The organism is Burkholderia cepacia (genome assembly GCF_001039005.1).
GTDB classification, from domain to species: domain Bacteria; phylum Pseudomonadota; class Gammaproteobacteria; order Burkholderiales; family Burkholderiaceae; genus Burkholderia; species Burkholderia theae.
Genome location: NZ_LDWR01000058.1, coordinates 119,887 through 138,584 on the forward strand (window position 1 = coordinate 119,887; position 18,698 = coordinate 138,584).

Genomic DNA, 18,698 nt, shown 5'->3' on the forward strand with positions numbered 1-18,698 from the left:
GCGTTGCGTTTCGCCCGACGCGAGCGGCCTGCCGGCCGTTCGCGCCGCGCACGACTTAACGTGCGCTGATCGGCTTCGCTTCGCGCGGCGAATCGCCGATGAACAGCTGGCGCGGACGGCCAATCTTCTGTTCGGGATCGGCAATCATTTCGTTCCACTGTGCGATCCAGCCGACCGTACGTGCCATCGCGAAGATACACGTGAACATCGACGTCGGGATGCCCAGCGCGCGCTGGACGATGCCCGAGTAGAAGTCGACGTTCGGGTACAGCTTGCGCGACACGAAGTATTCGTCTTCCAGCGCGATCTTCTCGAGCTGCATCGCGAGCTTGAACAGCGGGTCGTCGTGCAGGCCCAGTTCGTTCAGCACTTCGTAGCACGTTTCGCGCATCAGCTTCGCGCGCGGGTCGTAGTTCTTGTACACGCGGTGGCCGAAGCCCATCAGCTTCACGCCCGAATTCTTGTCCTTCACCTGCTTGATGAATTCGGGGATGTTGTCCGGCGAGCCGATCTGCTCGAGCATGTTCAGCGCGGCTTCGTTCGCACCACCGTGCGCCGGGCCCCACAGACAGGCGATACCGGCCGCGATACATGCGAACGGGTTCGCGCCCGACGAACCGGCCAGACGGACCGTCGACGTCGATGCGTTCTGCTCGTGGTCGGCGTGCAGGATCAGGATACGGTCGAGCGCGCGGACGAGCACGTCGTTGACCTTGTACTCTTCGCACGGGTTCGAGAACATCATGTGCATGAAGTTCGCGCTGTACGACAGCGAGTTCTTCGGATACACGAACGGCTGGCCGATGCTGTACTTGTACGCCATCGCGACAAGCGTCGGCAGCTTCGCGATCATGCGGATCGCCGACACTTCGCGGTGACGCGGGTCGTTGATGTCGAGCGAGTCGTGGTAGAACGCGGACAGCGCGCCGACCGCGGCGACCAGGATCGCCATCGGGTGCGCGTCGCGGCGGAAGCCACGGAAGAAGAAGTGCATCTGCTCGTGCACCATCGTGTGCTTCGTGACGGTGTCGACGAATTCCTTCTTCTGCGCCGCGTTCGGCAGCTCGCCCTTCAGCAGCAGGTAGCAGCTTTCGAGGAAGTCCGCATTTTGCGCGAGGTTGTCGATCGGGTAACCGCGGTACAGCAGTTCGCCCTTGTCGCCGTCGATGTACGTGATCGCCGAATTACAAGCTGCCGTCGACATGAAGCCCGGGTCGTACGTGAACTTGCCGGTCTGGCCGTACAGCTTGCGGATGTCGATTACGTCCGGGCCCATCGTGCCCTTGTAGATCGGCAGTTCGACGCTCGGCGAGTTGTCGCTGAACGATAGCGTGGCTTTAACATCAGACGGAGTCATGGCACATCCTCAATCGAAATAAAGAAACGGGATTCGATAACGGGCGTAACGTGTTACACGTTGCGCAGCATCTCCAACAGCCGGTGAATATCCGGGCTGTCTAGGTCGCCTTCTGGTTCCTTGCGCGCGAGGAGCAAGTCCATCAGGTCGTTGTCGCTCAGATCGAGCAGGCGCGACAACGCGCCTACGTCTGCATCGGTGAGGTCATGCTCGTATCTGCCGAAGAAACGCTCGAAGATGATGTCGTTTTCCAGCAGACCCCGCCGCGCGCGCCAGCGAAGGCGCGCGCGACGGTGCGGGTCGGATTGATGCGAATCGTCGCTCATTGCACCCGGCCTTAAACCGCGCGGCGAACCATCAGTTCCTTGATCTTGCCGATCGCCTTCGTCGGGTTCAGGCCCTTCGGGCAAACGTCGACGCAGTTCATGATCGTGTGGCAACGGAACAGACGGTACGGGTCTTCCAGGTTGTCGAGACGCTCGCCGGTGGCCGTGTCGCGGCTATCCGCGATGAAGCGGTAAGCCTGCAGCAGGCCGGCCGGGCCGACGAACTTGTCCGGGTTCCACCAGAAGCTCGGGCACGACGTCGAGCAGCTCGCGCACAGAATGCACTCGTACACGCCGTCGAGCTCGTCGCGCTCTTCCGGCGACTGGAGGCGTTCCTTCTCCGGCGGCGGCGCGTCGTTGATCAGGTACGGCTTGATCGAGTGATACTGGTTGAAGAAGTGCGTCATGTCGACGATCAGGTCGCGCACGACGGGCAGGCCCGGCAGCGGGCGCAGCACGATCTTCTGCGGCAGGTCGTTCAGGTTCGTCAGGCACGCGAGACCGTTCTTGCCGTTGATGTTCATCGCGTCCGAACCGCACACGCCTTCGCGGCACGAACGGCGGAACGACAGCGTCTCGTCCAGTGCCTTCAGCTTGACCAGTGCATCGAGCAGCATGCGCTCGTGCTCGAGCTCCAGCTCGTACGTCTGCATGCGCGGCGCTGCGTCCTTGTCCGGATCGTAGCGGTAGACTTCAAAAATGCGTTTTGCCATTTCGGATTCCTTTGACTCGGCTTAGAACGTGCGCGGCTTCGGCGGCACGGATTCGACCGTCAGCGGCTTCATTTGAACCGGCTTGTAGTCGAGGCGATCGCCTTCGCTGTACCACAGCGTGTGACGCAGCCAGTTTTCGTCGTCGCGGTGTTCGTAGTCGCTGTGTGCGTGCGCGCCACGGCTTTCCTTGCGCGCTTCCGCCGACACCATCGTCGCGCGGGCGACTTCGATCAGGTTCTCCAGCTCGAGCGCTTCGACGCGCGCGGTGTTGAACACCTTCGACTTGTCCTTCAGGTGGATGTTTTCCACGCGTGCCGCCAGGCCGGCCATCTGGTCGACGCCTTCCTTCAGCAGTTCGGACGTGCGGAACACGCCTGCGTGCTTCTGCATCGTCGAGCGGATGTCGTTCGCGACGTCCTGCGTGTATTCGCCCGCCGTCGACTTGTCGAGCTTGTTCAGGCGCGCCAGCGAGAATTCGCCCGCATCGGCCGGCAGCGGCTTGTGTTCCTTCTGGTTCTTCACGTGCTCGACGATGTGGTTGCCGGCCGCACGGCCAAACACCACGAGGTCCAGCAGCGAGTTCGTGCCGAGGCGGTTCGCGCCGTGCACGGACACGCACGAGCACTCGCCCACTGCGTAGAAGCCGTTGACCGGTTCCTTGTGATCGCGCGACGTGCCGACGACCTGACCGTGGATGTTGGTCGGGATGCCGCCCATCTGGTAGTGGATCGTCGGGACGACCGGGATCGGTTCCTTGATCGCATCGACGTTCGCAAACTTCAGCGCGATTTCGCGGATCGACGGCAGACGCTTCATGATCGTCTCGGCGCCGATGTGCGACAGGTCGAGCAGCACGTGGTCCTTGTTCGGACCGACGCCGCGGCCTTCCTTGATTTCCTGGTCCATCGAACGCGACACGAAGTCACGCGGCGCCAGATCCTTCAGCGTCGGCGCATAGCGCTCCATGAAGCGCTCGCCGTTCGCGTTGCGCAGGATACCGCCTTCGCCGCGCACGCCTTCGGTGATCAGCACGCCCGCGCCGGCCACGCCGGTCGGGTGGAACTGCCAGAACTCCATGTCCTGCAGTGCGAAACCTGAACGCGCGGCCATGCCGAGGCCGTCGCCGGTGTTGATGAACGCGTTGGTCGACGCCGCGAAGATCCGGCCTGCGCCGCCCGTCGCAAACAGCGTCGTCTTGCCTTCCATGATGTAGACGTCACCCGTCTCCATCTCGAGGGCCGTCACGCCGAGCACGTCGCCGTCCGCGTCGCGGATCAGGTCGAGCGCCATCCATTCGACGAAGAACTGCGTCTTCGCCTCGACGTTCTGCTGGTACAGCGTGTGCAGCAGCGCGTGACCGGTACGGTCGGCGGCCGCGCAAGCGCGCTGGACCGGCTTTTCGCCGTAGTTCGCGGTGTGGCCGCCGAACGGACGCTGGTAGATCGTGCCGTCCGCGTTGCGGTCGAACGGCATGCCGAAGTGCTCGAGTTCGTACACGACGTTCGGCGCTTCACGGCACATGAATTCGATCGCGTCCTGGTCGCCGAGCCAGTCGGAGCCCTTGATCGTGTCGTAGAAGTGGAAGTGCCAGTTGTCTTCGCTCATGTTGCCGAGCGATGCACCGATGCCGCCCTGCGCGGCCACCGTGTGCGAACGGGTCGGGAACACCTTCGACAGCACGCCGACCGACAGGCCCGCGCGCGACAGTTGCAGCGCAGCACGCAAGCCGGAGCCGCCCGCGCCGACGATCACCACGTCAAACTTGCGACGCGGGAGGGAAGTTTTGATTGCAGCCATTCTTTACACTCTCCAGAGAATCTGCGCGGCGTAGCCCGCACATGCGAGCAGCCAGACGATGGTCAGCGATTGCAGCAGCAGGCGCACACCGACGGGCTTCACGTAGTCCATCCAGATGTCGCGCACGCCGACCCACGCGTGGTAGAAGAGGGAAAGCAGCATCACGAAGGTCGCGAGCTTCATCCATTGCGCGGAGAAGATCGATGCCCAGCCTTCGTACGAGAAGTCGTGCGCGCCGAAGAACAGGACGAGCAGAATGACCGTGTAGACCGCCATAATCGTGGCGGTGATACGCTGCGCAAGCCAGTCGCGCAGGCCGTAATGTGCGCCGACGACGAGGCGCTTCGAGCCGATTCGGTTGTTGGCTGCCATTTTCTTAGAATGCTCCGAACAGTTTGAGGGCCATGGCGATCGTCAGTGCGATCGAGACGACAAAGACGACGACTGCCGTCCGCTTGCCGCCTTCCTTCGTGACGGCGTCGTGGTTGACGTCCATCAGCAGGTGGCGAATGCCGGCGCAGAAATGGTGGAAGAACGCCCACGACAACGCGAGGACGATCAGCTTGACGATGATGTTGGAGAGGAAAGCCTTGAAGACTTCGAAGCTGAGCTCTGACGTGAGGCTTTGGTCGAAGAGGAACAGCAGGAACGGCAGGAACAGGAACAGCAGCGCGCCGCTGACTCGATGGAGAATCGACAAAGTCGCTGCCAGCGGCATGCGATATTTCATCGTGATATCGCTGAATCCGATGTTCCGGTATTCCGGCCTCGGCTTTCTTACTGCGTCAGTCATGCTAGACCCCTACTATGTTGTCACACTAATCCGCGATTTTAGCGCCTTTTTATATCGCGCTGCAGCGAAAGTCTGCTCTGGATAGTTGCGCGAACAAGAACAAAGGCGGCCCGAAACGTGCTTCGCGAGCGTGGGGAACGCGAATGCACTCGGCCTGAGCCGAATCATCGTCAACTCAAGTCATTCTGATAGTAGTACCCGGTTGTGACATACCAGCCGCGACGCACTTCCACCGGCCGATCCCCGTATGTATAGGACACACGCTCGACCGACAGCAAAGGAAAACCCGCCGGCACGTGCAGCAGGTCGGCGACCGCCGGCTCCGCCGCCACCGCGCGGATCTTCTCCGTCGCGCGGATCATCCGCGTGCCGAACTCCGTCTCGAACATCGCGTAGAGCGGCCCCTTGTAGTCGCTCAGCCGCTCGAACGTGAGCCCGCGAAACATCGCGCCCGGCAGCCAGATCTCGTCGAGCACCGTCACCTCGCTGTCGAACTCCAGCAGGCGGCGCACCTGCACGACCGGATCGGCCGGCTTCAGGTCGAGCTGCCGCGCGATCTCGGCCGGCGCGCGCAGGCGCCGGCATTCGAGCAGGCGACTCACGTGCGGATGCTCGGCACCGTCATCGGCCAGCAAACGAAGAAAGCGAAACTGCGCGCGATCCTCATTGTGCGTTGCAACAAAAGTACCCTTGCCCTGCCGCCGGACCACGAGGTTTTCGGCAGCCAGTTCATCGATCGCCTTGCGAACGGTGCCCTGACTCACCTTGTAACGGGCCGCGAGTTCCACTTCACTCGGGATAATCTCGCCCGGCTTCCATTCACCGGTTTCGAGACTTTGCGTGATCAATGACTTAATCTGCTGGTATAACGGGCTGAACGTCGGCGACGGAGAGGCCGCAGGCGAAGCGACGGGATCACCCGCGCCCGGCTGCCCTGGGCCGCCTGCGCCGGTCTGATTCGCGGTATTCGCCTGGTTCGATGTCATGGCGCGCATTTCATCACAAACCGCACTTTTTCGTCCACTCAATTTCCGCAAAACATCTGTCTTATATAAGACATATGATACCGTTTGACAATGCGCGTGACGACTCCTACACTCCCGGTCGAGCAAGGGTTCGCGGGTGCAAGAGCGCGTCCCCGGCTACGTGCCACGGCCGTCTCCAGGTTCACCGCGTCTGCCATCGCGAGTCCTCCGCCCTGCTTCAATGCAACGTTACGCACAACGCGCATAGAATGGCGTTTTCGCTAGCGTCCAACGCTTCAACCGTCCTGGAGATTTTCAATGGCTAAGCCCGCAAAGCGCGTTGCCGTCACCGGCGCCGCAGGTCAAATCGCTTACTCCCTGCTGTTCCGCATCGCGAACGGCGACCTGCTCGGCAAGGACCAGCCGGTCATCCTGCAACTGCTCGACCTCCCGCAAGCCCAAGCCGCCGTCAAAGGCGTGGTGATGGAGCTCGACGATTGCGCGTTCCCGCTGCTCGCGGGCGTCGTGATCACCGACGATCCGAAGGTTGCATTCAAGGATGCCGACGTCGCGCTGCTGGTCGGTGCACGTCCGCGCTCGAAGGGCATGGAGCGCAAGGACCTGCTGTCGGCGAACGCCGAGATCTTCACGGTTCAGGGCGCTGCGCTGAACGAAGTCGCAAGCCGCGACGTGAAGGTGCTGGTCGTCGGCAACCCGGCGAACACGAACGCATACATCGCGATGAAGTCGGCGCCGGATCTGCCGAAGAAGAACTTCACGGCCATGCTGCGCCTCGACCACAACCGCGCGCTGTCGCAACTCGCCGCCAAGTCGGGCAAGCCGGTCGCGTCGATCGAGAAGCTCGCCGTGTGGGGCAACCACTCGCCGACGATGTACCCGGACTTCCGCTTCGCGACTGCCGAAGGCGAATCGATGCTGAAGCTGATCAACGACGACGTGTGGAACCGCGACACGTTCATCCCGACCGTCGGCAAGCGCGGCGCGGCGATCATCGAAGCGCGCGGCCTGTCGTCGGCAGCGTCGGCAGCCAACGCGGCGATCGACCACGTCCGTGACTGGGTGCTCGGCACGAACGGCAAGTGGGTCACGATGGGCATCCCGTCGGACGGCTCGTACGGCATCCCCGAAGACATCATCTACGGCGTGCCGGTCGTTTGCGAAAACGGCGAGTACAAGCGCATCGAAGGCCTCGAAATCGACGCATTCTCGCGCGAGAAGATGGACGGCACGCTGGCCGAGCTGCTCGAAGAGCGCGACGGCGTCGCCCACCTGCTGAAGAACTAAATTCAGCACCGTGACGGGCAGCCTCCGGGCAACCCGTCACGGCGGGGCCGGCGCACGCCGCCGGCCCCGCCGCCCGATCCGATCCGTGCCCGTTTTGCCGCCCCGCGCTCGCCGCGCATCGGCCCAGAACGCGCCCGAATCCGATTTTCTCCACGTTGACCCGCTTCCCTGACGTAGAAGAGATGGCCGCGCTCACTCCTGCACAAGTGCTGTACGACGGGGCGTCCCCGCCCGCGATCCTGCCATGCTGCGATCACTACGCGGGCAGTGAAAAGCTGATGCGCAAGTCGCTCGCGCTGCAGGCCGAAACGGGCCCCGTGTTCGACATCACGTTCGACTGCGAGGACGGCGCCGCCGTCGGCCAGGAAGCCGCGCACGCGGAACTCGTCGCCGAACTGCTCGGCAGCGCCGAGAACCGCTTCGGCCGCGTCGGCGTACGCATCCACGACTTTTCTCATCCGCACTGGCGCGACGACGTGCGCATCGCGCTGCGCGCCGCACGCGCCCCCGCCTACATCACGCTCCCGAAGATCGCGAACGCCGCCGACGCGGCCGAAATGGCCGCGTTCATCGAAGGCACACGCCGCGAGCTCGGCATCGCGCAACCGATCCCGGTCGACGTGCTGGTCGAGACGCACGGCGCGCTCGCGCAGGCCGCCGCCCTCGCCGCGCTGCCGATGGTCGGCACGCTGAGCTTCGGGCTGATGGACTTCGTCTCCGCGCACCACGGCGCGATTCCCGATACCGCGATGCGCTCGCCCGGCCAGTTCGAACACCCGCTCGTGCGCCGCGCGAAGCTGGAAATCGCCGCGGCCTGCCACGCGCACGGCAAGACGCCGTCGCACAACGTGACGACCGAAGTGCGCGACATGGCCGTCGTGGCGGGCGACGCGCGCCGCGCGCGCGACGAATTCGCGTTCACGCGGATGTGGAGCATCCACCCCGCGCAGATCCGCCCGATCGTCGACGCCTTCGCGCCGCGCACCGACGAGGTCGCGCTGGCCGCCGAGATCCTGCTGGCCGCGCAGGCCGCCGACTGGGGCCCGACGCGCCACGGTGATACGCTGCACGATCGCGCGAGCTATCGCTATTACTGGTCGGTGCTGCGCCGCGCGCGCGCCACCGGCCAGCCCGTACCGGCCGAGGCCGCGCCACTGTTCGGCCCGGCCGCCGCGGGCGACACGCCGTGAGCGTGCGCCGCCGCGCCGATACAAGTGTTTCATGCATTCGCAGAGGCGCAAACCGGACAAAGGTTTGCGAAACGACAAAAAACGTAACGGAGCCCGAAAACCTGATGGTTGCGCGGCCAAATAGGTGAAAATAGCGGCCGCTGCGCGCTTTCGGGGCGCGTGCAGTTTCAATCCGGTCGGCAGTTTCGATTGCCGGCCCTTGTCAACTGATTATCGAAAGGTTCTGACTCCATGAAGAAACTCCTGATCGCTACCGCCATCGGCGCCTTGTCCGCCACGATGCTGGTGTCGGCTCCGAGCGCGTTTGCCCAGGGTACGACCACGACGACCGCGAAGAAGGCAACGGCCAAGCGCCCGGCGCCGGCCAAGCGCATCATCCCGCGCAGCAAGAAGGCACAGGCGCGTGCCGCAGCGAAGGTCGATCCGGTACCGGACGGCGCGGTGAAGTGGACCTGTAAGGAAGGCCTGTCGTTCGATCTCGCCGGCGACATGAAGCGCGACCAGGTCGTCACGGTTCACTGGGCGAAGAAGAACTACAAGCTGCCGCGTCAGGCCACGACGACGGGCGCCGACACGTTCTACGATCCGGCAGCAGGCTTCAAGCTGGTCGTGATCCCGAGCAAGGCGATGCTGTTCTCCGACGCAAACGGCGGCGAGCGTCTCGCGGACGAGTGCGTGACGCCGGAAATGACCCAAGGCACGCCGGCGCCGACGCAGTCGAACGAGCTGAAGCCGGCAACGAACTAAGCGCGTTCCCCGCCCCTCGATGTCCGCCCCGGTCTCCAACGTCCGCCCTGCTCCGGATACGGTACTCGTCGATATCGTCGACTACGTGCTGAACGCCGGCATCGACAGCGCGCTCGCGCTGGAGACGGCGCGGCATTGCCTGATCGACACGCTCGGATGCGGACTCGAGGCGCTGTCCTACCCTGCCTGCACCAAGCTGCTCGGCCCCGTCGTGCCCGGCACGATCGTGCCGAACGGCGCGAAGGTGCCCGGCACGTCCTTCCAGCTCGATCCCGTGCAGGCCGCGTTCGGTATCGGCGCGATGATCCGCTGGCTGGACTTCAACGACACCTGGCTCGCCGCCGAATGGGGCCATCCGTCCGACAATCTCGGCGGCATCCTGGCGACGGCCGACTGGCTCTCCCGCACGGCCGTCGCGGCCGGCCGGAAGCCGCTATCGATGCGCGACGTGCTGGTCGCGATGATCCAGGCCCACGAAATCCAGGGCTGCCTCGCGCTCGAGAATTCATTCAACGCGGTCGGGCTCGACCACGTGCTGCTCGTGAAGGTCGCGTCGACGGCCGTCGTCGGCCGGCTGCTCGGGCTCACGCGCGACGAGCTGATCAACGCGGTGTCCAACGCGTTCGTCGATGGCCACGCGCTGCGCACCTACCGCCACGCGCCGAACACGGGTTCGCGCAAATCATGGGCGGCCGGCGACGCCACCTCCCGCGCGGTGCGCCTCGCGCTGATCGCGAAAACGGGTGAAATGGGCTACCCGTCGGCGCTCACCGCGCAAACCTGGGGCTTCTACGACGTGCTGTTCGACGGGAAGCCGTTCCGCTTCCAGCGCCCGTACGGCACCTACGTGATGGAGAACGTGCTGTTCAAGATCGCGTTCCCCGCCGAATTCCATGCGCAAACCGCCGCCGAGGCCGCGCTGCAGCTGCACGCGCAGCTCGCCGCGGCGGGCCGCACGACCGACGAGATCGGCCGGATCACGATCCGCACGCACGCGCCCGCGATCCGCATCATCGACAAGCAGGGCCCGCTCGCCAATCCGGCCGACCGCGACCACTGCATCCAGTACATGGTGGCCGTGCCGCTGCTGTTCGGCCGGCTGACCGCGGCCGACTACGAAGATGCGGCCGCGGCGGACCCGCGCATCGACGCGCTGCGCGCGAAGAGCGTGTGCGTCGAGGATCCGCAGTTCACGAAGGATTACCACGATCCGGACAAGCGATCGATCGCGAATGCGCTGACGATCGAGTTCACGGACGGATCGAAGCTTGCCGAAGTGGTAGTCGAGTATCCGCTCGGCCACAAGCGACGCCGCACGGACGGCATCCCGCTGCTGGTCGAGAAGTTCCGGACCAACCTCGCCCGCCGTTTCCCGGCAAAGCAGCAACAAGCGATTCTCGACGTGTCGCTGGACCAGGCAAAGCTCGAAGCGATGCCGGTCGATGAGTACGTCGACTTGTATGTGATATAGCCGTCATCTACAGGACACGTTGTTTCCTAGCCTTAAACCCAGGAAAATCACCATGGCCCACAATCTCCACAAGACCCTCAAGGAATTCGACAGCGGTTCCGGCAAAGGCAAGTTCTACTCGCTGCCGCAACTCGGCAAGGAGCTGAAGACGAAGATCGAACGCCTGCCGGTGTCGATCCGTATCGTGCTCGAGTCCGTGCTGCGCAACTACGACGGCAAGAAAATCACGGAAGAGCACATCGCGCAGCTCGCGAACTGGAAGCCGACCGCGAAGCGCGTCGACGAGATTCCGTTCGTGGTGTCGCGGGTCGTGCTGCAGGACTTCACGGGCGTGCCGCTGCTCGCCGACATCGCGGCCATGCGCGGCGTCGCGGAGCGCACGGGCAAGAACCCGAAGAAGATCGAGCCGCTGGTCCCGGTCGATCTCGTCGTCGATCACTCGGTCCAGATCGACTACTTCCGCCAGAAGGACGCGCTCGACCTGAACATGAAACTGGAATTCCAGCGCAACAACGAGCGCTACCAGTTCATGAAGTGGGGCATGCAGGCATTCGACACGTTCAAGGTCGTGCCGCCGGGCGTCGGCATCGTCCACCAGGTGAACCTCGAATACCTCGCGCGCGGCGTCCACAAGAAGGCGGACGGCGGCGACGCCGTGTACTACCCGGATACCCTCGTCGGCACGGACAGCCACACGACGATGATCAACGGCATCGGCGTGGTCGGCTGGGGCGTCGGCGGCATCGAGGCCGAAGCCGGCATGCTCGGCCAGCCGGTGTACTTCCTGACGCCGGACGTCGTCGGTGTCGAGCTGAAGGGCAAGCTGCGCGAAGGCGTGACGGCCACCGACCTGGTGCTGACGATCACCGAAATGCTGCGCAAGGAGAAGGTCGTCGGCAAGTTCGTCGAATTCTTCGGCGAAGGCACGAAGTCGCTGTCGCTGCCGGACCGCGCAACGATCGGCAACATGGCGCCGGAATACGGCGCGACGATGGGCTTCTTCCCGGTCGACGAAAAGACGATCGACTACTTCGAAGGCACGGGCCGCACGAAGGCGGAAATCGCCGCGTTCGAAAACTACTTCAAGGCGCAGAAGCTGTTCGGCATCCCGAAGGCCGGCGACATCGACTACACGAAGACGGTGACGCTCGACCTCGCGACGGTCGCACCGTCGCTGGCCGGCCCGAAGCGCCCGCAGGACCGCATCGAGATCGGCAACGTCAAGTCGACGTTCAGCGACCTGTTCTCGAAGCCGGTCGCCGACAACGGCTTCGCGAAGAAGGCGGACGACCTGAACACGCAGTACACGACGAGCAACGGCGTCGACGTGAAGAACGGCGACGTGCTGATCGCCGCGATCACGTCGTGCACGAACACGTCGAACCCGAGCGTGCTGCTGGCCGCCGGCCTGCTCGCGAAGAAGGCGGTCGAGGCCGGCCTCACGGTCGATCCGAAGATCAAGACCTCGCTCGCGCCGGGATCGCGCATCGTCACCGAATACCTGACGAAGACGGGCCTGCTGCCCTACCTCTCCAAGCTCGGTTTCGAAGTCGCGGCGTACGGCTGCACGACCTGTATCGGCAACGCGGGCGACCTGACGCCGGAACTGAACGAAGCGATCACGAAGAACGATATCGTCGCGGCTGCCGTGCTGTCGGGCAACCGCAACTTCGAAGCGCGTATCCACCCGAACATCCGCGCGAACTTCCTCGCATCGCCGCCGCTCGTCGTCGCCTACGCGATCGCCGGCAACATCACCCGCGACCTGATGACCGAGCCGGTCGGCAAGGGCAAGGGCGGCCGCGACATCTACCTCGGCGACATCTGGCCGACGAGCGATGAAATCCACGCGCTGCTCAAGTTCGCGCTCGATCCGAAGAAGTTCGAGGACAACTACGCGAAGCTGACCAAGAAGGGCGACCTCTGGAGCAAGATCGAGGGCGAATCGGGCCAGGTCTACGACTGGCCGAAGTCGACGTACATCGCCGAGCCGCCGTTCTTCGGCAGCGACTTCTCGATGGAACCGGCTGCGTCGATCCCGACGGTCAAGGGCGCGCGCGCACTGGGCATCTTCGGTGACTCGGTCACGACCGACCACATCAGCCCGGCAGGCTCGATCAAGGAAGACTCGCCGGCAGGCAAGTGGCTGAAGGAAAACGGCGTGCAGAAGGCCGACTTCAACAGCTACGGCTCGCGCCGCGGCAACCACGACGTGATGATGCGCGGCACGTTCGCGAACGTCCGGATCAAGAACCTGATGATCCCGGCGAAGGCAGACGGCTCGCGCGTCGAAGGCGGCCTGACGATCCACCAGCCGAGCGGCGAACAGCAGTCGATCTACGACGCGGCGATGCAGTACGTCGGCGCCGATACGCCGACCGTCGTGTTCGCGGGTGAAGAGTACGGCACGGGCTCGTCGCGCGACTGGGCCGCGAAGGGCACGCAACTGCTCGGCGTGAAGGCCGTGATCGCACGCAGCTTCGAGCGTATCCACCGCTCGAACCTGGTCGGCATGGGCGTGCTGCCGCTGCAGTTCAAGGGCTCGGACAGCATCCAGTCGCTCGGCATCACCGGCGACGAGACGTACGACATCGAAGGCCTCGGCGACGATTTCAAGCCGCAGCAGGACGTCACGCTCGTGATCAACCGCAAGAACGGCGAAACGCAGCGCGTGCAGGTGCTGCTGCGTATCGATACGCCGATCGAAGTCGACTACTACAAGCACGGCGGTATCCTGCCGTTCGTGCTGCGCTCGCTGCTCGCAGCGTAAGCGCCCTGCTTTTGCAGGTGCCGCAGCCGCCTCGCGGCGGTTGCGGCCGATTTGGTGCCCGACCTCGTGTCGGGCTTTTTTTGCCTGCGCGCTACGCGGCGCTGCCGCGCGCCTTCGCGCCCGTCCGTGCGTTTTTCTTCAGATGCGTGCGGTTGTATTCGATCGCCGCGCGCACGAGGGTCTTCAGCGCCCGCTTGTCGATCCGGTCGCCTTCGAAGAAGTCGATCGCGCGCCGCGCATTGCCGTCGAGACCGTCATTGAACAGCGCGCCGGGATCGGGCAGATGCGCGCCGTGCATGAAGGTCAGCTTCACCTTGCCCTTGTGCGCGTTCGCGACCGCGATCATCCCGTCGCACGACCACACGGGGCTGCCCATCCATTTCCATTCCTCGACGATGCCTTCGGCGGCCGCGAGGATCGTCTGGCGGAGATCGGCGAAGAGCGGGCCGCGCCAGTCGGGGATGCCGGCGATCAGCGCGTCGATGCGCGCCGACGGATTGAGGTCGTCCGTGGTACTCATGCGCGGGCCTCCGTGCCTTCGTCGGGGCGTGCCAGCACCTGTTCAAGCGATTCGAAGAACCGTACCCAACCGTGCTGCGCGCCGCGGTACGCCTGCTCCTGATCCGCGCGGAAGCCGACCTGCTCCATGCGCAGGTGCGTGCCGGCCGGCGTCGGCGTGAGCGTCCACGTGACGACGCTTTCGAGGCCGTACGCGGCCCACGTGTAGGACAGCGCCCGCGGCGGCTCGATCGTCAGGACCGTGCAGTCGACCGAGCCCCAATCCGCGCGGAAGCTGAATGCGCGGCCCGCGACCGGCTCGAAGTCGCTCTTCATCAGCCACGCCTCGATCAGGTGCGGTTGCGTGAGCGCGCGCCAGATCTTCTCCGGCGGATGCGGCAGTTCCCGTTCGACGACGACGGAGCGCGTTTCGGTAGTGGCTTGGTTCATTACTGATCCATCCTTTTCAGCAGATCTTCGAGGGCATCGAACCGGTTCTGCCAGAAACCGGCCATCTGGCTTGTCCAGTCGATCAACGGGGCCAGCGCTTGCGGCTGCGCGCTGTAGTGCGTCTGCCGGCCTTCGTGACGGTCGCTCACGAGCCCGGCCTGCTTCAGTACGCCGAGATGCTTCGAGACGGCCGGCTGCGAGACGCCCGCATGGGCCGTCAGCGCGGCAACCGTCAGCTCGCCGTCCGCGCACAGCCGCTCGAAGAGCGCGCGGCGCGTCGGATCGGCAAGCGTCCTGAAAAGCATGTCGTGTGCGTTCTGCATGTCCAAATCCATAACCCAGTGGTTATGAATCGAAGGATATCCGCTGATCGGCGCAAGTCAAGACGGAATTTCGCGAACGACGTCGTTCGAGCATCCGTCGCATCGGCTCATGCCCGCCTCCGAATTCGAGCGTTTCCTCTAATCCGCCATCGCGGCACGCGATCCGAAAGCCCCCTGCAAGACTGCCCGGCGCGCTGTTCCACAGTTCGGGAAACGTTTGCGATCGGCCGGCCCCTTTCTTGTGCACGCGCGAATCCGTTCCTGCCGTGTTGCTTCGTTTGACCACATAGTGCGACGCGGCACACGGCAACGACCGGTTGCCCGTCACGCGTTCGCATGTCGATCCGCTCCGCGATCGCGCGCGCTCCGATGTCGCAACGAACAACTCGTGCGTGCGAACGTCGTGCGTTGCCGCACCGCCGTGCCGCGAACCGGTTCCGTTCGCCGGGCCCGCCATCCCATGCGTGTACGACGCATCGCGTGCGAGCGCAGGCGCGGATGTCAGAACTGACAGCTATGGAAACTGGCAGCTACCCGAACGGCACCGACGCCCTACGCTCGTCACCGCTCGCGGCCCCACAAGGGTCGAGGGCTCCAGCAACGTCGTCTCTCCTAAAAAGGACTCCCGATGAAAAGGAACGCCTGGTTTGCCCTGCCCCTGCCGTCGCCCCGCCGCTTTGCGTGCGTGGCACCGCTCGTGTTCGCCGCCGCTGCGGCGCATGCGGCGACGGACTGGGTCGACACCCATACGAAGGCCTTTCTGACCGGCCCGCAGTTGATGGCGCGCAGTGCGGCGCCGTCGCTCGAACTCGCGGCCGGTGAAACGACCAACGTCATCGTCAGCCTGAAGCTGCGCAACGCCGCGCAGCTCAAGCAACTGGCGCGCGACGTGAACCGGCCCGGCAGCGCGCACTACCGCCAGTACATCTCGCACGAGCAGTTCCTCGCCAACTACGCGCCGACCGAAGCGCAGGTGAAGTCGGTCGTCGACTATCTGCACAAGAGCGGCTTCGTGAACGTCGAGGTCGCGCCGAACCGGCTGCTGGTGTCCGCGCGCGGTACGGCCGGCACCGTGAAGACCGCATTCAACACGTCGCTCGTGCACTTCGAGTACGCGGGCCGCTCGGGCTTCGCCAACGCATCGACCGCGCAGGTGCCGCGCGCGCTCGGCGACGTCGTCGGCTCGGTGCTCGGGCTGCAGAGCGTCGCGCATGCGCGGCCGATGCTGCGCGTCGGCAACGTGGCGAAGCCGCAGGCGCTCGCTGCCGGCACGGCCACCGGCCACTATCCGAAGGAATTCCCGGGCCTCTACAACGCGACCGGCGTGCCGACCGCGGCCGGCGTGACCGTCGGCATCATCACGATCGGCGGCGTATCGCAGACGCTGCAGGACCTGAGCCAGTTCACGTCGAGCAACGGTTACCGCACGGTCTCGACGCAGACCATCCAGACCAACGGCTCGGGCGGCAGCTACAGCGACGACCAGGACGGCCAGGGCGAATGGGATCTCGACAGCCAGTCGATCGTCGGCTCGGCCGGCGGCCAGGTCGGCAAGCTCGTGTTCTACATGGCAGACCTCAACGCAGCCGGCAACACGGGCCTCACGCAGGCGTTCAACCGCGCGGTGTCGGACAACACCGCGAAGGTGATCAACGTGTCGCTCGGCTGGTGCGAGACCGACGCGAACGCGGACGGCACGATCGACGCCGAGGAACAGATCTTCACGACGGCCGCCGCGCAAGGCCAGACGTTCTCGGTATCGTCGGGCGACGAAGGCGTGTACGAGTGCAACAACCGCGGCTATCCGGACGGCTCGAACTACACGGTGTCGTGGCCGGCTTCGTCGCCGCACGTGCTCGCGATCGGCGGCACGACGCTCTACACGACATCGTCGGGCGCCTTCTCGAACGAAACGGTGTGGAACGAAGGCCTGGACGGCAACGGCAAGCTGTGGGCGACGGGCGGCGGCGTCAGCACGATCCTGCCCGCACCGTCGTGGCAGTCGGGCAGCAACCGTCAGTTGCCGGATGTCTCGTTCGACGCCGCGCAAAGCACGGGCGCGTATATCTACAACTATGGCCAGTTGCAGCAGATCGGCGGCACGAGTCTCGCCGCGCCGATCTTCACGGGCCTCTGGGCGCGCCTGCTCGCGGCGAACGGTACGGGCCTCGGCTTCCCGGCCAGCAACCTGTATCGCGCGATCCCGTCGAACCCGTCGCTCGTGCGCTACGACGTCGTGTCGGGGAACAACGGCTATCAGGGGTATGGCTACACCGCGGGCACCGGCTGGGATTTGACGACCGGCTTCGGCAGCCTGAATATCGCGAACCTCAACAAGCTGATCAAGTCGGGCGGGTTCTGAGCGACGTGTGAAGTGCGGCGCGCGACGGTAGTGAGTCGCGCGCCGGTTCGTGACTTTCCCTTGACCTACTCCGCCGCGGGCTCCTTCGCGCGCTCCGGCGCGGCCGGCACGCCGGCCCGATGCGACGGCGCAAACAGCCGCAACCCGCTCGCGACACTCGCCGCCCCGGCGAACCCTGCACCGAGCATCAGCGCCAGCGTCGGCCCGTGGCGCCCCGCGATCCCGAACGACAGCGCGACGAGCGCCGCGCCCGTCGCCTGCCCGATCAGCCGCGCGGTCGCGATGATCCCGCTCGCGCCGCCGCTGCGCTCGGGCGGCGCACTCGACATCAGCGCCTTCAGGTTCGGCGACTGGAAGAAACCGAAACCCGCGCCGCACAGCATCATCCGCCAGCCGATGTCGATGACGCCCGGCAGCGCCGGCAGCGCGGCGAGCGACACCATGCCCGCGCTCAGCAATGCGAGCCCGATCGCGCCGAGCAGGCCCGGCGGGTAACGATCCGACAGCCGGCCCGCGATCGGCGCGGCGAGCGCGACGATCGCCGACCACGGCGTCATCAGGAACCCCGTCTCGACCGCGCTGCGATGCAGGACGGTTTCGAAATAGAACGGCAGCGACACGAACGCAAGCCCCTGCGCGGCGAACGCGCACACGGCGGTCAGCGCGGACAACGTGAACACGGGCCGGCGAAACAGGTCGACCGGCAGCATCGGCGCCGGGTGCCCGGCCTGGCGGCGAATCAGCAGCCAGCCGAACGCGAGCGCAACCGCGGCCGCCGCGAACACGACGGAAAGCGGCCCGCGCTGCGCGAATTCGCCAAGCGCGAAGATCAGCGACGCGAACGTGATCACGTTGAACAGCGCGGCAATCGGATCGAATGCATGCTTGCCGCGCGCCGTCTGCGGCAGCGACGGAATCGCCACCGCGAGCGCGAACACGCCGAGCGGCACGTTCACCGCGAACAGCCACGGCCACGCGGCGACCGACAGGATCAGCGACGCGATCGTCGGCCCCACCGCGAACGACACACCGACGACGAGCGCGTTGAAGCCGACGCCGCGCCCGAGCCGGTGCGCGGGAAACAGGCCGCGGATCAGCGCGACGTTGACGCTCATGATCGCGCTCGCGCCGAAGCCCTGCACGATCCGCGCGGCCGTCAGCATCGGCAGCGTCGACGCGAGCGAGCAGCCGAGCGATGCAAGCGTGAACACCGCGAGCCCGGCGATATACACGCGCTTGTGGCCGACGATGTCGCCGAGCGACGCGAACGGCAGCAGCGTCGCGACCATCGCGAGCTGGTATGCGTTGATGATCCACACGGACGCGGCCGGCGACGCATGCAGGTCGGCGGCGATCGCGGGCAGCGCGGTGTTCGCGATCGCGGTGTCGAGCGTCGCGAGCGCGACGGCCAGCAGCACGGCGGACATCGCGCGCCAGTTGACGGCCGGCTCGCTGGCGCCGGCGGAAGAAGCGAATTCGGACAAAATGAGGCTCGGCTGACGGGCGACGCGCGGCGTCGCGGATTGAGCGGCGCGGCGGCGTGCGTGCCATGCAGTGAAACCGGCTCGCGTGCCGTCGCGAACCGTATTGTTGCAGAGCCGCATCGAACGTGCAGGCGGCCGCGTCGTCAG

The 18,698-nt window shown here is 65.3% G+C and carries 17 protein-coding genes; 6 read left to right on the top strand and 11 right to left on the bottom strand.

Translation table 11 applies throughout. From position 1 onward, the window contains the following. Positions 1–55: 55 nt before the first annotated feature. From gltA to VL15_RS30895, 7 genes are all read right to left on the bottom strand, one after another. The gene (gene gltA, locus VL15_RS30865; protein ID WP_048250513.1) at positions 56–1,357 is read right to left on the bottom strand and encodes a citrate synthase; all 1,302 of its coding nucleotides are present in this window, start codon (positions 1,355–1,357) and stop codon (positions 56–58) included. Positions 1,358–1,410: 53 nt separating this feature from the next. Next, the gene (locus VL15_RS30870; RefSeq protein WP_031400668.1) at positions 1,411–1,683 is read right to left on the bottom strand and encodes a succinate dehydrogenase assembly factor 2; all 273 of its coding nucleotides are present in this window, start codon (positions 1,681–1,683) and stop codon (positions 1,411–1,413) included. 11 nt (positions 1,684–1,694) lie between these two features. Continuing rightward, complete coding sequence (locus VL15_RS30875) at positions 1,695–2,396, bottom strand: succinate dehydrogenase iron-sulfur subunit (protein WP_048250514.1); 702 nt, start codon at positions 2,394–2,396, stop codon at positions 1,695–1,697. Between the two features lie 21 nt (positions 2,397–2,417). After that, positions 2,418–4,193, bottom strand: coding sequence for a succinate dehydrogenase flavoprotein subunit (gene sdhA, locus VL15_RS30880; RefSeq protein WP_048250516.1), 1,776 nt, complete (start codon positions 4,191–4,193; stop codon positions 2,418–2,420). A gap of 3 nt (positions 4,194–4,196) precedes the next feature. Next, positions 4,197–4,565 (bottom strand): succinate dehydrogenase, hydrophobic membrane anchor protein, encoded by a 369-nt coding sequence (gene sdhD, locus VL15_RS30885; protein WP_034180015.1) that lies wholly within the window; start codon positions 4,563–4,565, stop codon positions 4,197–4,199. A gap of 4 nt (positions 4,566–4,569) precedes the next feature. Beyond that, on the bottom strand, positions 4,570–4,986 hold the full coding sequence (sdhC, locus tag VL15_RS30890; protein ID WP_048250517.1) for a succinate dehydrogenase, cytochrome b556 subunit: 417 nt from the start codon (positions 4,984–4,986) through the stop codon (positions 4,570–4,572). A gap of 170 nt (positions 4,987–5,156) precedes the next feature. Further along, positions 5,157–5,981: a GntR family transcriptional regulator gene (locus VL15_RS30895; RefSeq protein WP_080971008.1), complete on the bottom strand. Its 825-nt coding sequence runs from the start codon at positions 5,979–5,981 to the stop codon at positions 5,157–5,159. Between the two features lie 288 nt (positions 5,982–6,269). Between VL15_RS30895 and VL15_RS30900 the strand changes: the two genes are divergently transcribed. The 5 genes from VL15_RS30900 to acnA all read left to right on the top strand — a co-directional run bounded on the left by VL15_RS30900 (position 6,270) and on the right by acnA (position 13,434). Then, positions 6,270–7,256: a malate dehydrogenase gene (locus VL15_RS30900; RefSeq protein ID WP_048250518.1), complete on the top strand. Its 987-nt coding sequence runs from the start codon at positions 6,270–6,272 to the stop codon at positions 7,254–7,256. Between the two features lie 182 nt (positions 7,257–7,438). Beyond that, entirely contained in the window at positions 7,439–8,446 is a 1,008-nt protein-coding gene (locus tag VL15_RS30905) for an HpcH/HpaI aldolase/citrate lyase family protein (protein WP_048250520.1), read from the top strand. A 231-nt stretch (positions 8,447–8,677) separates the two neighbouring features. After that, complete coding sequence (locus VL15_RS30910) at positions 8,678–9,193, top strand: hypothetical protein (RefSeq protein WP_048250521.1); 516 nt, start codon at positions 8,678–8,680, stop codon at positions 9,191–9,193. Positions 9,194–9,212: 19 nt separating this feature from the next. Continuing rightward, positions 9,213–10,664, top strand: coding sequence for a bifunctional 2-methylcitrate dehydratase/aconitate hydratase (locus VL15_RS30915; protein ID WP_048250523.1), 1,452 nt, complete (start codon positions 9,213–9,215; stop codon positions 10,662–10,664). Positions 10,665–10,716: 52 nt separating this feature from the next. Then, entirely contained in the window at positions 10,717–13,434 is a 2,718-nt protein-coding gene (gene acnA, locus VL15_RS30920) for an aconitate hydratase AcnA (protein WP_048250524.1), read from the top strand. Positions 13,435–13,525: 91 nt separating this feature from the next. Here the strand turns inward: acnA and VL15_RS30925 are convergent, their stop codons facing one another. From VL15_RS30925 to VL15_RS30935, 3 genes are read right to left on the bottom strand one after another with little or no spacing between them, the layout of a single operon-like run. Next, a complete protein-coding gene (locus VL15_RS30925; protein WP_048250525.1) occupies positions 13,526–13,954 on the bottom strand; it encodes a DUF1801 domain-containing protein in 429 nt (142 codons plus the stop codon). Further along, entirely contained in the window at positions 13,951–14,382 is a 432-nt protein-coding gene (locus VL15_RS30930; RefSeq protein WP_048250526.1) for an SRPBCC family protein, read from the bottom strand. The genes VL15_RS30925 and VL15_RS30930 overlap by 4 nt, the downstream gene beginning before the upstream one ends. After that, positions 14,382–14,705, bottom strand: a complete 324-nt coding sequence (locus VL15_RS30935; RefSeq protein ID WP_041493622.1) for an ArsR/SmtB family transcription factor — start codon at positions 14,703–14,705, stop codon at positions 14,382–14,384. Before VL15_RS30935 ends, VL15_RS30930 begins: the two co-directional genes overlap by 1 nt. A 628-nt stretch (positions 14,706–15,333) precedes the next feature. On the opposite strand from VL15_RS30935, the gene VL15_RS30940 reads away from it, so the two are divergent. Beyond that, entirely contained in the window at positions 15,334–17,067 is a 1,734-nt protein-coding gene (locus VL15_RS30940; protein WP_048250527.1) for a S53 family peptidase, read from the top strand. A gap of 65 nt (positions 17,068–17,132) precedes the next feature. Here VL15_RS30940 and VL15_RS30945 read toward each other — a convergent pair whose 3' ends face one another. Beyond that, a complete protein-coding gene (locus VL15_RS30945; RefSeq protein WP_196319643.1) occupies positions 17,133–18,551 on the bottom strand; it encodes an MFS transporter in 1,419 nt (472 codons plus the stop codon). Between the last annotated feature and the right edge of the window lie 147 nt (positions 18,552–18,698).